Source organism: Paenarthrobacter sp. CCNWLY172, from assembly GCF_037402035.1.
GTDB lineage: Bacteria > Actinomycetota > Actinomycetes > Actinomycetales > Micrococcaceae > Arthrobacter.
Map to the genome: position 1 here is coordinate 219986 of NZ_JBBEGB010000006.1, position 14702 is coordinate 234687.

General features: G+C 62.7%; 12 protein-coding genes and 1 tRNA gene. 6 read left to right on the forward strand and 7 right to left on the reverse strand.

Annotated elements, in window-relative coordinates; all coding sequences use genetic code 11:
• Window positions 1-196: 196 nt before the first annotated feature.
• On the reverse strand, window positions 197-454 hold the full coding sequence (locus WBN73_RS11590) for a hypothetical protein (RefSeq protein WP_207593559.1): 258 nt from the start codon (window positions 452-454) through the stop codon (window positions 197-199).
• A gap of 39 nt (window positions 455-493) precedes the next feature.
• Here WBN73_RS11590 and WBN73_RS11595 point away from each other — a divergent pair, with 39 nt between their 5' ends.
• A complete protein-coding gene (locus WBN73_RS11595) occupies window positions 494-727 on the forward strand; it encodes a DUF5703 family protein (protein WP_011774832.1) in 234 nt (77 codons plus the stop codon).
• Here the strand turns inward: WBN73_RS11595 and WBN73_RS11600 are convergent.
• Together WBN73_RS11600 and WBN73_RS11605 are read right to left on the reverse strand one after the other, a co-directional pair.
• Window positions 707-1885: an acyl-CoA dehydrogenase family protein gene (locus WBN73_RS11600; protein ID WP_207593558.1), complete on the reverse strand. Its 1179-nt coding sequence runs from the start codon at window positions 1883-1885 to the stop codon at window positions 707-709. The two genes, WBN73_RS11595 and WBN73_RS11600, sit on opposite strands and share 21 nt — an antisense overlap.
• Window positions 1886-1915: 30 nt before the next feature.
• The gene (locus tag WBN73_RS11605) at window positions 1916-3220 is read right to left on the reverse strand and encodes a M20/M25/M40 family metallo-hydrolase (RefSeq protein WP_280622847.1); all 1305 of its coding nucleotides are present in this window, start codon (window positions 3218-3220) and stop codon (window positions 1916-1918) included.
• Window positions 3221-3487: 267 nt separating this feature from the next.
• Here WBN73_RS11605 and WBN73_RS11610 point away from each other — a divergent pair.
• Window positions 3488-3570 (forward strand) — tRNA-Leu (locus WBN73_RS11610).
• Between the two features lie 180 nt (window positions 3571-3750).
• Here WBN73_RS11610 and WBN73_RS11615 read toward each other — a convergent pair.
• From WBN73_RS11615 to WBN73_RS11625, 3 genes are read right to left on the reverse strand one after another with little or no spacing between them, the layout of a single operon-like run.
• The gene (locus WBN73_RS11615) at window positions 3751-4677 is read right to left on the reverse strand and encodes a MaoC family dehydratase (RefSeq protein ID WP_337340318.1); all 927 of its coding nucleotides are present in this window, start codon (window positions 4675-4677) and stop codon (window positions 3751-3753) included.
• Window positions 4674-6014, reverse strand: coding sequence for a 3-oxoacyl-ACP reductase (locus WBN73_RS11620; RefSeq protein ID WP_337340319.1), 1341 nt, complete (start codon window positions 6012-6014; stop codon window positions 4674-4676). Before WBN73_RS11620 ends, WBN73_RS11615 begins: the two co-directional genes overlap by 4 nt.
• 10 nt (window positions 6015-6024) lie before the next feature.
• A complete protein-coding gene (locus tag WBN73_RS11625) occupies window positions 6025-7377 on the reverse strand; it encodes an acetyl-CoA C-acetyltransferase (RefSeq protein ID WP_207593554.1) in 1353 nt (450 codons plus the stop codon).
• Here WBN73_RS11625 and WBN73_RS11630 point away from each other — a divergent pair.
• A complete protein-coding gene (locus WBN73_RS11630) occupies window positions 7376-8131 on the forward strand; it encodes a TetR/AcrR family transcriptional regulator (protein ID WP_207597554.1) in 756 nt (251 codons plus the stop codon). The genes WBN73_RS11625 and WBN73_RS11630 overlap by 2 nt on opposite strands.
• A gap of 47 nt (window positions 8132-8178) precedes the next feature.
• Complete coding sequence (locus WBN73_RS11635; RefSeq protein ID WP_207593553.1) at window positions 8179-10278, forward strand: acyl-CoA dehydrogenase family protein; 2100 nt, start codon at window positions 8179-8181, stop codon at window positions 10276-10278.
• Window positions 10279-10401: 123 nt separating this feature from the next.
• On the opposite strand, the gene glgA is transcribed toward WBN73_RS11635, so the two are convergent.
• Window positions 10402-11598, reverse strand: coding sequence for a glycogen synthase (gene glgA, locus WBN73_RS11640; protein WP_207593552.1), 1197 nt, complete (start codon window positions 11596-11598; stop codon window positions 10402-10404).
• A gap of 93 nt (window positions 11599-11691) precedes the next feature.
• On the opposite strand from glgA, the gene glgC reads away from it, so the two are divergent.
• Together glgC and WBN73_RS11650 are read left to right on the forward strand one after the other, a co-directional pair.
• A complete protein-coding gene (gene glgC / locus WBN73_RS11645; protein ID WP_172322769.1) occupies window positions 11692-13104 on the forward strand; it encodes a glucose-1-phosphate adenylyltransferase in 1413 nt (470 codons plus the stop codon).
• Between the two features lie 73 nt (window positions 13105-13177).
• Entirely contained in the window at window positions 13178-14629 is a 1452-nt protein-coding gene (locus WBN73_RS11650; RefSeq protein ID WP_280622842.1) for an SDR family NAD(P)-dependent oxidoreductase, read from the forward strand.
• Window positions 14630-14702: the final 73 nt, after the last annotated feature.

Sequence of the window (14702 nt, forward strand, 5' to 3'; positions counted from 1 at the left end):
CGAAGGCGCACCAGTAGTCGATACTCAACTTTGCGCAGGATTACCTATGACCCCTACGTGCGAGTACCTATCCGGGGGTGCAGGGACTACGTGCCTTGACTCCAGAAAACCCCGGAAATCCGGGCCTGAAGAGCTACAAAGATGAGAGCAGGACACAAAAAACCGACCGCCCCAAGGCGGCCGGTCGGTGGGAGGGCTAGTCCTCGACGATTTCGAGGTCTTCGTCGGGCACCTCGTCGTCTTCGTCTTCCTCATCATCGAACACCTGGAGCGGAGTAACCTCGGAATATGCCTCGTAGAGTGCGTCCTCATACACTTCGAAAGCGTCGGCAACAGCGAAGAACGCGGCCTCGACGGTGGGATCCCCTTCACCTCGGCGGGCGGAGGCCGCAGCCAGGTGCTCTTCAAGGGCGCCGGTCAATGATTGAAGCGCGACACGCGGATCGATGCTCATGCCTTCACGTTAGCCGGAAAAGGACGAAAATGGAGAGGGATGAGAGAACAATTTCCGGGTAGCTCCGTAGAGCGCCAACGAGACTATGCACGTCAGTACGAGTACCTCGTACTGACGGTGGGACCTGACGATTCTCTGCCCGACGCCCGACGCCGGCTCGCGGAGCATTCCGAATACGGCAAATGGGAGCTCGAACGCAGCGTGCTCTACCTTGGCGGTGGCCGCCGTTTTTGGCTGCGCCGCAAAGTGTATTCAGTGCAGCGGACCGTCTAGCTCCTCCAGCGGCCCCAACCAGGCGTTGGCCACCGTGTTGTGCGCAGATTCGTCATTGGACGGGTGGAAGATTCCTGCAAGGACGTCCCGGTAGAGGCGTTCCATCTCAGAGCCCCTGAAATAGCTGGAGCCTCCCGTGACCCGAATGGCAAGGTCCACCACGTAGCGCGCGTTTTCCGTAGCCCTGGATTTGAGCCCCACCAGCCGGGGGAACCACTGGGCCCCGTGGTCCACCAGGTTGTCAACGTCGCGGGCAATGCTGGATATTTGTGGCGCGATGCCGTCCATGGCCAGTGCGGCGTCGGCCACCTTCCACCGAATATCAGGGTCCTGGGCGAAGCTGCGTCCACCGTGCTTGGCCGACACCCGGCGTTTGACGTTTTCTACTCCCAGCGTGAAAGCACGTTGGGCCACCCCCGTATAGACCGCTGCGAGAAGCGTTTCGAAGCACGCGAAAATGGCGAAGATCAGCAGGTCCTTGTTGGGTCCTACCGGGAGCTTGCGGAAGATCCGCTCAGCCGGGACCACGGCGCCATGCAGGAGCGTTGTGTTTGAAGCGCTGGCCCGCATGCCCAGTGTGTCCCAGTCGCTGAGGGTTTCGTGTCCGGGCTCGTCGCGGCGCAGGAAACCGAAGACCAGCTCTCCCTCACCGGCCCTGGCATCGGAGTCTTTTCCGAAAGTGCCCAGCCGGGTCCAGCCCCGGGAAAGGCTCGTGAAGATCTTCCGGCCGGTGAACTTGTAACCACCATCGGGCAGCGGCTCGGCAACGGTGCCCGAGTCGAACAACATGGAGTCGTTGCCCGCTTCGGAAATACCGAAAGCGAAAACCTCACCCTGGCCCGCTTCCTTGAGGACGAAGTCCAACGAGTTGTCGCCCCGGGCAGCCATGACCTGCGCGACGCCGGTCCACACCAGGTGCATGTTGACGGCCAGCGCTGTGGCCGGGGCAGCCGTGGCGAGCCGTTGCTGCAAGGCAGCTACCGCTTCGAGACCGAGCCCGAATCCGCCGTCGGACTCCGGGACGAAAAGCTTCAAGTAGCCGGCCGCGGCCAGCTCCTCCAGGTCCTCGTGGAAAAATCCGTTGTTTTGGTCGTAGCCGGCAGCGCGGCCGCGCAGCCGCTCAAGCAGGGCGTCGGGGAGGATTTCCTCGGGTGCCATCACCAGGCCTCTTTCTCGTTGATTATCGGTCTAGTAGTTGCTCAGCAGCCTGTTCAGGACGCGGGCGCCGAATTGGAGGGACTCGGCCGGCACGCGCTCATCGACGCCGTGGAACATGCCGGTGAAGTCAAGCTCATCAGGGAGCATCAACGGGGCGAAACCGTAACCGGTGATGCCGATCTTGCTCAAGGATTTGTTGTCCGTGCCGCCGGACAGTGTGTAGGGAAGCACCTTGGCGCCGGGATCCTCGGAGTGCAGGGCGTCAATCATGGAATCCACCAGGTTGCCGGCGAACGGCACTTCCAAGGACACGTCCTTGTTGACATAGCTGATGTCGATGCCCTCGCCCGCAAGCTCCTTGATGGTCTCGAACACCAGTTCCTGCTGGCCGGGCAACGTCCGGCAGTCCACGAATGCCTCGGCCGACTCCGGGATGACATTGTGCTTGTACCCGGAACGCAGCAGCGTGGGGTTGGACGTGTTCTGCAGCGTTGCACCGACAAAGCGGGCGACGGTGCCGAGTTCCTTCAGGATGATGTCAGGGTTGTCGGCATCGAACTCGACGCCGGTCAGTTCGGTGACGCCGTCCAGGAACTGGCGGGTGGTAGGGGTCAGCTCCACCGGCCACTTGTATTCGCCGATCCTGGTGACGGCAGCAGCCAAACGGGTGACGGCGTTGTCGGTGTTGATCTGCGATCCGTGGCCGGCGCGGCCATGTGCCACCAGCCGGAGCCAGGAGAGGCCCTTCTCAGCTGTTTGGAGCAAGTAGGTCCGCTGGCCGCCGATGGTGGCGGAGAAGCCGCCCACTTCGGAGATGGCCTCAGTGGCGCCGTCAAAAAGCTCGCGCCGGTGTTCGATCGCATAGCGGGCGCCGTAAGTGCCGCCTGCTTCCTCATCGGCGAAGAATGCGAAAATGATGTCCCGCTTGGGTTTGCGGCCGGTCCTGGCGAAGTCGCGCATGACCGACAGGATCATGGCGTCCATGTCCTTCATATCCACGGCGCCACGGCCCCAAACCAGCCCGTCCTTGAGTTCGCCGCTGAATGGATCAACGCTCCACTGGTCCTTCAGGGCCGGAACAACATCCAGATGTCCATGAACCACCAAGGCGTCGGCAGACGGGTCTTCGCCGGCCATCCGCGTTACGACGTTGGCGCGGCCGGGGGCGGATTCGAAGATCTCTGCCTCGAGCCCCACTTCAGTAATGAGGCCGGCCGTGTATTCGGCAGCCGCGCGTTCCCCCGGTCCGGTGTCGTCGCCGAAGTTGGAGGAGTCAATACGGATCAGCTCCTGGCAGATCCGGACAACTTCATCTTCGGGGCGGATGACAGACATGGAAACTCTCCTTGCGTGGCTGGGCTGCAGGTTTCGGCGACGTGCACTGCCGCTTCCGCAGCGTGGACGTCCCCTGTCCCATCAGCCTACTCACCGGACGCGGTCCCCGTCAGGAATGCATGGCGCCGGAAGTCGCCGGGTGTCCCTTGGGGCCATCCTGGCCAGCGCCGATTTTTTCGCCACCGGAAACCGTGTTAGAGTTTTTCTCGCTGCTTCGGAGGAAAGTGAAGCACCGGAAGGTGCAAACGACTCCACCGAACACCACCTGCGCGGGTGGCGGAATGGCAGACGCGCTAGCTTGAGGTGCTAGTCCTCGAAAGGGGGTGGGGGTTCAAGTCCCCCTCCGCGCACTATCGCAAGGCCTGGAATCCACGGATTCCGGGCCTTGTTTTGTTTGCGGAACTTTCTGGTGTCGCTGTGGAACCGCACGGTCCGCTCCTGCGGTTCCAGGCAGCAGATACGGGGTTGACGACGACGGCGGCGGTCACCATATGGTGACCGCCGCCCTTCGCTTGACGACGGGACCCTACTCACCCCAACGCAGCAACAGTGCCAGTGAAATGCCGCCGGCCGCTGCGGGCATTCCACGCTGCATAATCCGAGCGTTCCCAACCCCCTGAAACCGACTGAACCGTCGAGATATCCACGGCGACCCGTGCCGGGAGGAACACCGGAGCCTCAAAGGCAACGTCCCACGTGAACGCATCGGCCTTGACGGCCCCCACGTCAGCCAGCGCGCGGGAGGCAAGGTACATTCCGTGGGCAATGGACCCACGCAAGCCAAGAGCCTTGGCAGACAGGACGCTGAGGTGGATCGGGTTGAAGTCCCCGGAGACCGTTGCGTAGCTTCGTCCGGTATCCAAGCCGAGTTGCCACAGAGCGGTGGGGTTGGGAGGAGAAAAATCGCTGGGTGCTGTTGCTCCGTTCGCGCTTCCTGGTTTGTCGATGCCCGGCAGGAAGATGCCCTTGGCCAAATAGGTGGAGACGCCACGCCAGAGCAGTTCGCCACTGGAAGCCGAACGGACCTCCGCCACAACATCCACTTGGGTTCCGGCTTTGTGGCCCGCGAGGTTCTCAGCCCAGGACCTGATGTCCAAAGCCTCGGAGAAGGCAATGGGAACCCGTTGCTCCACATGGTTCTTCAGGTGGATCATGCCCAGGAGCGGCAACGGGAAATCATCCCGGTTCATGACGCTCAAGGACACCGGGAAGGCCAGTGCATGGACATAACCGGCCGGCAGGGTGTCGCTGGCCGTCTCCCCCACCAGATGTTGGTACGCCGTCAGGTTTCCCACTTCTGCCTTGACGTTCCTCACTTCGTGGCTGACTGAGGGCAAGCTGAGCTTGCCTGTTGCCGCCCCCAATACCCGACGGCGGGCCGCGGTTGTTGCCGCATTGACGTAGAGCTTGGACAGTGAGGGCAGCTCCCCGAGGATCACTGGCTGGGGATTGGTCATGCTCCCACCAATTGCTGACCGCAGACCCGCAGGACCTGGCCGGAAATTCCACCAGCGGCGTCACTGGCCAGGAAGGAGATGGCCTCGGCTACGTCCCGCGGCTGTCCGCCCTGCTTGAGCGAGTTAAGCCTGCGGGCAGCCTCCCGGATGGCAAAGGGCATCCGGGCCGTCATTTCGGTTTCAATGAACCCGGGGGCCACCGCGTTGATGGTTCCATCGAAGGGTTCCATCAGCAAGGCCGTGGACCTCACCATGCCGATCACCCCGCCCTTGGAAGCACCGTAGTTGGTCTGTCCCCTGTTGCCTGCGATGCCACTGGTGGAAGCCACCGACACGATGCGCGGTGCGTCCTTGAAGTGTTCGGATGCGAGAAGGACCTCATTGATGTTCAGTTGGGCTGCGATGTTGACGGCGATCACCGACTGCCATCGGCTTTCGTCCATGTTCGCCAGCAGCCTGTCCCGGGTGATTCCAGCATTGTGGACCACGATGTCGAGCCGGCCGTGGCGTTCCACCGCGTGCTCGATGATCCGGTGACCGGCGTCGTCACGACTGATATCGAGCTGAAGAGCGGTGCCCCGTACCTCGTTGGCCACTGCAGCCAGGTGGTCCCCGGCTGCCGGGATGTCCACTGCAACCACTCTGGCGCCGTCGCGGTGCAGCGTCCGGGCAATGGCAGCACCAATACCCCGGGCCGCCCCGGTGACTACTGCAACCTTGCCGGCCAACGGCCTGTCCTGGTCGCTGGGCAAGGTGCCCGACGTCGAGCTGACCGTCAGGAACTGTCCGTCCACGTAGGCAGAACGCCCGGAGAGGAAGAACCTGAGTGCACCCAATGCCGAGGGGCTCGTGGTGGCGAGGTTGTCGTCGAGCAGTATGCCGTTGGCGGTGGAGCCTGCACGGAGTTCCTTGGCCAAGGACCGCACCAGCCCGTCAATGCCCTGGCGCGCTGCGGCCCCGGAAGGGTTTTGGGCTGACTGGGATGTCCGGGAGATGGTGACTACCCGTCCGTTGGCGCCCAGATCCCGAAGCGAAGTGCCTGCGGTCAGGACGGGTCCGGCAAGGTCTCCGGGGTGTTGGACAGCATCGAGGACCACAATGATGGCGCCCAGTTTTTCCTTGGGCAACGCGTTCCGTCGGACGTCAAGACCCCACCCGAGGAGTGTGGTGGCAATATCGTCCGCACCTGGACTGTCTCCGTTGACCAGAACCGGGCCGGTGACCAGTGGGCTGCCGGGTTGGTAGCGGCGAAGCTCCACCGGCTGAGGCAATCCGAGCCGTTTGGCGACGTTCCTTCCCAGCCCGTGGCTCACCAGTTGTGTGTATTTGTCTGTCATGGAGTTCCCCCTATGCTGCTTCCAGAAGGGCAACGACGCCCTGGCCGCCTGCGGCGCAAACGGAGATCAGGCCGCGGGCCGGACGCCCGTCCACGGAGCCCTTCTCATGCAGCATCTTCGCAAGGCTTGCCACAATCCTGCCACCGGTAGCGGCGAACGGGTGCCCGGCAGCCAACGACGATCCGTTGACGTTGAGCTTTGCCCGGTCAACCTTTCCGAGCGCTCCATCGAGTCCGAGCCTGGTACGGCCAAAGTCTTCGTCCTCCCAGGCAGCGAGTGTACTCAGGACCGTGCCGGCGAATGCTTCGTGGATCTCGAAGAAATCGATGTCCTCGAACGTCAGGCCATGACGGGCCAGCAGGCGCGGAACTGCGAAAACGGGCGCCATGAGGAGGCCGTCCTTACCGTGCACGAAGTCCACTGCGGCGGCTTCGCCGTCCAGGACCGTCGCGAGCTTAGGCAGGCCGTGGGCGTCGGCCCACTCCCCCGTTGCGAGCAGGACGGTGGATGCGCCGTCAGTGAGTGGCGTCGAGTTGCCCGCCGTCATGGTCGCCTCCGCGCCGAGGTTCTTGCCGAAGACCGGCTTCAGCGATCCGAGTTTCTCCAAAGTGGTATCTGCGCGCAGGTTGGAGTCGCGGTTGAGGCCGCGGTAGGGAGTGATGAGGTCATCAAAGAAGCCGCGTTCATAAGCGGCAGCAAGATTGCGGTGGCTGTTGAAAGCAAGTTCATCCTGGGCTTCGCGGGTGATCTTCCACTGCGCCGTAGTGAGTGCCTGGTGCTCCCCCATGGAAAGACCGGTGCGCGGCTCACCCGTGTTCGGTGCATCAGGTGCCAGGTCCTTGGGGCGGATGCGGCCGATGATCTTGAGCTTTTGGATAGGGGTTTTGGCACGGTTGAGATCCAGCAGGATCTCACGCAGTCCCTCGCTCACGGCGATCGGGGCGTCGGATGCCGAATCCACCCCACCGGCAATGGCTGACTCAATTTGCCCCAGCTTGATCTTGTTGGACAACCCGATCACCGTTTCAAGCCCGGTCGCGCATGCTTGCTGCAGATCATAGGCGGGAGTTTCCGGTGACAGCGCTGAGCCGAGGACGGCTTCGCGGGTGAGGTTGAAATCCCTCGAATGTTTGAGCACCGCTCCGGCGGCAACCTCGCCAATGTGTTCGTCCTGCAGCCCGAACCTGGCGATCAAGCCTTCCAGCGCCGCGGTGAGCATGTCCTGGTTGGAGGACTTAACGTACGCGCCTCCTGTGCGGGCAAAGGGGATGCGGTTGCCGCCCACGATGACCGCCTTGCGTGGTGCTTGGGGGGTGGAAGCCGGTTCCCGGGTCCCACCCGTGGTGACGTCTGCTGCAGCCATGCTGGTCTCCTTCGATCAATGCCAGTTACTGATACCCAGCGTACCTGATACGCTGGGTATCGTGAACAGTCGCCACGAAGAATTCGCCAGTGCCGCAGCGGATGCGCAGAATACCGTCGTCGACGGCCGGACTGCCCGTTGGCAGTCCCACCGCGAGGAGCGGCGTGCCGAACTCATCAGGCAAGCGCGCAAAGCGGTTCACAGGCTCGGTAGTGATGCGTCCATGGAGGACATAGCGGGAGCCGCCGGTACGTCGAAGTCTGTTTTCTATCGCTATTTCGGCGACAAAGCGGGACTTCAGCAAGCCATGGGCGAGGTAGTGCTGGGGCAGATGCAGCGCCGCATGCAGGAAGCCGCACAGCTGGCATCGACTCCCCGCGAAGGGTTGTTCGCCATGGTCTCCGCCTACCTGCAGATGGCCGAATCAAGCCCCCACGTGTATGCGTTCATTACCCGGCTTACTCCAGGTGAAGCGTCAGCGCAGGACGCCATTGCCGCCTCGGGAGCGCTGGGGAACTTCTTTGAGCAAATCACTGAAATGATCGCCACCCCCATGCGGGAGTACCTGGGCGAAGAGAAGGAAGCGGTGCTTGTCTATTGGCCCACCGCCGCCATCGGCCTCGTCAGGAACGCCGGAGAGATGTGGCTGGGGAGCCCGGCAGGCGACGCCAAGCCGGACCAGGAAACCATGGCAGCTCAAATCACCGACTGGTTGTGCCTCGGCATTGCTCCAGCGCTCAAGACATCCACCTGACACCAGCAATGACTCATCAGTTGTCGGAAACCAAAGAAGGAAGCAACATGACTGAAGTAGTGGACCGGACCGCATCGGCCCAGCACCCCACAGGCAGCAAGGATGCCGCTACTGGCGCCGAGCCTGCGGTGGACGTCGCCTCGCTTGGAGAGCAGCTTCTCGGCAAGTGGGCACACATCCGCCACGAGGCCCGCAAAGTGGCAGGCAATCCGGCGGTACAAAAGATCGAAGGACTGCACCACACCGAGCACCGCGCCCGCGTGTTCGAGCAATTGAAGTTCCTGGTGGACAACAACACTGTCCATCGTGCCTTCCCCACCCGGTTGGGTGGCTCCGACGATCATGGCGGCAACATCGCCGGCTTCGAAGAGATCGTCACCGCCGATCCGTCACTTCAGATCAAGGCCGGCGTCCAGTGGGGCCTGTTCGGCTCTGCCGTGATGCACCTCGGCACAACGGAACATCAGGACAAATGGCTCCCCGGCATTATGAGCCTGGAGATTCCCGGGTGCTTCGCCATGACCGAGACCGGCCACGGCTCTGACGTTGCCAGCATCGCCACCACGGCGACGTACGACGAAGCCAGCCAGGAATTCGTCATCAATACACCTTTCCGGGCGGCGTGGAAGGACTACATCGGCAATGCTGCCAACGACGGCCTCGCCGCAGTGGTGTTCGCCCAGCTGATCACCAGGAACGTCAATCACGGCGTCCATGCGTTCTATGTGGAACTCCGTGATCCAGCCACCAAGGAGTTCCTTGCGGGCATCGGCGGTGAAGACGACGGCATTAAGGGTGGACTCAACGGCATCGACAACGGCCGGTTGCACTTTACAAATGTACGGATCCCGCGCACCAACCTGCTGAACCGCTACGGCGATGTGGCTGTGGACGGCACCTACTCCTCCAGCATCGAGAGCCCGGGGCGCCGCTTCTTCACCATGCTTGGCACCCTCGTCCAAGGACGCGTTTCCCTGGACGGAGCAGCGGTTGCTGCCAGCAAGGTTGCTTTGAAGACTGCCATCCAGTACGCCACTGAACGCCGTCAGTTCAACGCCTCCTCGGCAACCGACGAGGAAGTACTCCTGGACTACCAGCGGCACCAGCGCCGGCTGTTCACCCGGCTGGCCACTACCTATGCGGCCAGTTTCGCGCACGAGCAGCTCCTGCAGAAATTCGACGACGTCTTCTCCGGTGCGCATGACACCGACGCCGACCGGCAGGACCTTGAAACGTTGGCCGCCGCTCTCAAGCCGCTGAGCACGTGGCATGCCCTGGACACGCTGCAGGAATGCCGCGAGGCCTGCGGTGGCGCCGGATTCCTGATCGAAAACCGCTTTGCTTCCCTCCGCGCGGACCTTGACGTGTACGTCACGTTCGAGGGCGACAACACCGTGCTGCTGCAGTTGGTGGCCAAGCGTCTTTTGGCCGATTACGCCAAGGAATTCCGCAGCGCAGACTTTGGTGTCCTTGCCCGCTACGTGGTGGACCAGGCGGCCGGAGTGGCGCTCCACCGGACGGGGCTTCGCCAGGTTGCCCAGTTCGTGGCCGACACGGGGTCAGTCCAGAAAGCCGCCCTGGCCCTGCGGGACGAGGAAGGCCAGCGGACGTTGCTCGCCGACCGGGTGCAGTCCATGGTTGCCGAGGTCGGTGCTGCACTCAAGGGAGCCAACAAACTTCCCCAGCACCAGGCCGCGGCACTGTTCAACCAGCATCAGAACGAGCTCATCGAAGCCGCCCAGGCGCACGCGGAACTGCTCCAGTGGGAGGCCTTCACAGAAGCCCTGGCACAGGTCTCCGATGAGGGAACCAAGCGTGTCTTGACGTGGCTGCGTGACCTCTTCGGGCTGTCCCTGATTGAAAAGCACCTGTCCTGGTACCTCATGAACGGACGGCTCTCGATGCAGCGTGGCCGAACGGTGGGCACGTACATCAACAGGTTGCTCGTCAAGATCCGCCCGCACGCTGTGGACCTCGTCGATGCTTTCGGCTACGGACCTGAGCACCTGCGGGCCTCGATCGCGACCGGCGCAGAATCCACCCGTCAGGACGAGGCGCGGAAGCACTTCCGTGAGCAGCGGGCCAGCGGCAGCGCACCCGCCGACGAGAAAACCCTTCTTGCACTGAAGGCGTCCAAAACCCGCTAGCAGACCCGGGCAGCCACGCGCTTAACAGCTGCGGAACTGTTGAACAGCACGACGGCGCCGTCCCCACCAAAGGGGGCGGCGCCGTCGTGTTTTCCTGTCTTCCGCTGTAGCGGCGCTGGTGGTTCAGCGCAGGACCGAGCGGTAGACCTCCAACGTTGTTTCCGTAATGGACTCCCAGGAGAAGTGCTCTTCCGCGCGGCGGCGCCCCGCAATGCCCATGTCGCGGGCACGTGCAGGATCTGCCACCACCTCGTTCAAGGCAGCCGCGAAGTCGCTGACGAACTTCTCCGGGTCAAGGGGCGTCCCTGTTCCGTCGGTGACTTGCTCCAGCTGTACCAGCAGCCCGGTTTCGCCATGCTGGACCACCTCCGGAATGCCGCCCGTGGCACTGGCCACTACCGCCGCGCCGCATGCCATGGCTTCGAGGTTCACGATGCCCAGGGGCTCGTAGATAGAAGGGCAGGCGAACGCCGTGGCATGGCTGAGCACCTGGATAAGTTCCTTCCGGGGCAGCATCCGCTCGATGAGGACGACCCCTTGGCGCTTGGTTTGCAGTTCCTCGATGAGCCGTGCAGTTTCGGCCGCAAGCTCGGGGGTATCGGCGGCTCCCAGGCACAGCACCAACTGGACGTCGTCAGGAAGGCTGGACGCCGCGCGAAGCAGGTACGGTACCCCCTTCTGGCGGGTGTTGCGTCCCACGAAGACCACGCTGGGCTTGGCGGGATCGATGCCCAGTGCTCGGATGGCATCGTCCTCTTCATCGCGTTCCCAGAGGGACACATCGATGCCGTTGTGGACAACGCGGACCTTGTCCGGATCCACGTCGGGGTAGCTGCGGAGGATGTCCTGACGCATGCCGTCGGAGACGGCGATGATCGCCGCTGCTGCCTCATAGGCCGTTTTCTCCACCCAGGAGGACAACGCGTAGCCGCCCCCCAGCTGCTCAGCCTTCCACGGGCGGAGAGGCTCAAGGCTGTGGGCACTGAGCACGTGGGGAATTCCGTGCAGCAGCGAGGCGAGGTGGCCCGCCATGTTGGCATACCAGGTGTGCGAGTGGACCAGGTCCGCTCCCGCAATATCCGGAACGATCCTCAGGTCCACGCCCAGGGTTTGAAGGGCTGGGTTGGCGTCGCCGAGGTCTTCGGGGGTGGCGTAGGAAGCCACCGAAGCCCCGTGATAGTCGGTCTCACGCAGCGCGCCGAAGGCCCGCACGTGAAGGTCGACGTGCTTTGCCAGCACCCGGCTGAGCTCGGCAACGTGGACACCGGCACCGCCATAAATTTCCGGAGGGAATTCTTTAGTCACAATGTCTATTCGCACGCTAACCAACGTAGTCGTTCCGGCGTATGTGTTCTAGTGTGAAAGAGTCCGGAAAATCGGACTTTTGGGGGATACGAAGACGTACGGGGAGCTGTGACCATGGCGTTGAAGAAAGTTCTGGCAATCGTATTGGCAGGCGGAGAAGGCAACCGACTCATGCCGCTGACGGCGGATCGGGCCAAGCCCGCGGTTCCGTTCGCAGGCGGCTACAGGCTGATTGACTTTGCACTATCCAATCTTGTTAATTCGGGATATTTGAAAATCGTTGTACTGACGCAGTACAAATCGCACAGCCTTGACCGGCACATCTCGGAGACCTGGCGTATGTCAACGCAACTGGGCCGGTATGTAGCTTCTGTGCCCGCGCAGCAACGCGTGGGCAAGAGCTGGTTCCTTGGCAGCGCCAACGCAATCTACCAATCGCTGAACCTCATCCATGACGACGCCCCGGACATCGTGGTTGTGGTCGGCGCTGACCACGTGTACCGCATGGACTTCTCCCAAATGGTGGAGCAGCACATTGCCAGTGGCGCCAAAGCGACGGTTGCTGCTGTGCGGCAGCCCCTGAACATGGCCAACCAATTCGGCGTGATCGAGGTAGACCAGAACGATCCCCAGAAAATCGCCGCCTTTGTGGAAAAGCCGGCCAGCACCCCCGGGCTGGCAGCAGATCCCACGCAGTTCCTGGCCTCCATGGGCAACTACGTCTTCAACGCAGACGCCCTGGTTGAAGCCCTGCATGTGGATGCAGAGCGGCTCGATACCAAGCACGACATGGGCGGGGACATCATTCCGTATTTCGTGGACCAGGGGGAAGCGGGCGTGTACGACTTCACGCTCAACGACATCCCGGGAGCCACGGATCGGGACCGCACGTACTGGCGGGACGTCGGTACCATCGACTCGTTCTATGACGCCCATATGGACCTCATCTCCCCCGTGCCGATCTTCAACCTGTATAACTCCGAGTGGCCGATCTACACGCGCCAGAGCATCTCGCCCCCGGCAAAGTTTGTCCGAGGCGAGAACAACACAGTGGGTACGGCCCTCGATTCCATTGTTGCCAGCGGCGTGGTGGTCTCCGGTGGCATCGTTGAAGGTTCCGTAATCTCCAACGACGCCTACGTGGCCGCCGGCAGCCGTGTCCAAGACTCCGTCCTCATGGATAAGGTCCGGGTAGGCGAAGGCGCCGTGATTAAGCGGGCCATCCTGGACAAGAACGTGAAGGTTCCTGCTGGTGCGGCCATCGGCCTGGACCCAGCCCTGGATAAGGCGCGGGGATACAAGGTGACGGAGTCAGGCATCACCGTGCTGGCAAAGGGCCAGGTTGTGCCCGAGCCCGGCGAGGCCGAGCTCGCGCTGTCCGCGCAACACCGCCGTGGACTGCCCGAGGCTGTCAAGGCCGCCACCCATGATGATCCGGACATCCGCGACTCTGCCGAAAAAGTAGCAGCAGGAATCCAGTCACGCGTAGCGGATGCCGCAGCGCAGGGCGCCTCGCACTAAGCGCTGGACGCCCGACTGACGCCGACAGAACCCGAGGCAGGCCACTGGCTCCCAAGGCTGTAAAATCAGGTCAATGAGCTCCACCGATCTGACGCCTGAAGAGATCCAGGCCTGCCTCAAGGTTCTGACCACGATCCACGTCTATGACGAGGAGCACCCGGACTACGTTGCAGTCCGCCGTGCCACCGGCAAGATGTTCAAAGCCGTCAAGCGGCACCGCCGGGTCACCAAGCGCGACTCCATCGCCGAGGCTGACCGGGCCGTCATTGCCCTGACGGCCACCGCCGCTCCGGACCGCATTGACGACGAAACCCGTGGCAACAAGCTGGCCCCCTCCGTCACGGGTGAGGTCGCAGGCCACCTTATCCGCTCGCGTCCCTGCTACATCTGCAAGAAGCACTACACGCAGGTTGATGCCTTCTACCACCAGCTCTGCCCTGAATGCGCGGCCTTCAGCCACAGCAAGCGCGATGCCCGCACGGATCTCACGGGACGCAGGGCCCTGTTGACCGGCGGACGCGCCAAGATCGGCATGTACATCGCGCTGCGCCTGCTCAGGGATGGCGCCCACACCACCATCACCACCCGTTTCCCCAAGGACGCAGCCCGTCGCTTCGCCGCCATGGAAGACAGCAGCGAGTGGCTGCACCGGCTACGGATCGTGGGCATTGACCTCCGCGACCCGGCGCAGGTCATGGCTCTGACGGACTCCCTCAACGAGGCTGGCCCGCTGGACATCATCATCAACAACGCAGCCCAGACGGTTCGGCGCTCCGGCAATGCCTACAAGCCCTTGGTCGACGCCGAGGACGAGCCGTTGCCTGCCGCCCTTGACGCTGCCAATGGTGGCCCGGAGTTGGTCACGTTCGGCCATGCCCATGACAAACATCCCTTGGCCCTTGCCAGCAGCGTCACCGAGCACCCTGTCCTGGCGGGCGATGCGATTACCTCTCTGGCGCTCTCCACCGGGTCCGCGTCCCTGGAACGGATCGAGTCCGGAACAGCGATCGACGCCGGCGGCTTGGTCCCCGACCTCGCCTCGATCAACAGCTGGACCCAAGTGGTGGATGAGGTGGATCCCTTGGAGATGCTCGAGGTCCAGCTGTGCAACGTCACTGCGCCATTCTTGCTGGTCAGCCGACTTCGGGATGCCATGAAGCGGTCGACGGCCCACAGGAAGTACATCGTCAACGTCTCCGCCATGGAGGGACAGTTCTCCCGCGCCTACAAGGGCCCCGGACACCCCCACACCAACATGGCCAAGGCCGCGTTAAACATGATGACCAGGACCAGCGCCCAGGAAATGCTGGATTCCGATGGCATCCTCATGACCGCCGTGGATACCGGATGGATCACCGATGAGCGCCCGCACTACACCAAAGTCAGGCTCATGGAAGAAGGCTTCCATGCCCCGTTGGATCTGGTGGATGGTGCCGCGAGAGTCTACGACCCCATCGTGATGGGCGAAAAGGGCGAGGACCAGTACGGTGTCTTCCTGAAGGACTACAAGCCCTCGCCCTGGTAGAAAATCTGGAGTCTCTGTACAGATAAGGCCCTCAAGAGCAGCTCTTAAGGGCCTTATCTGTAATTAAACTCCT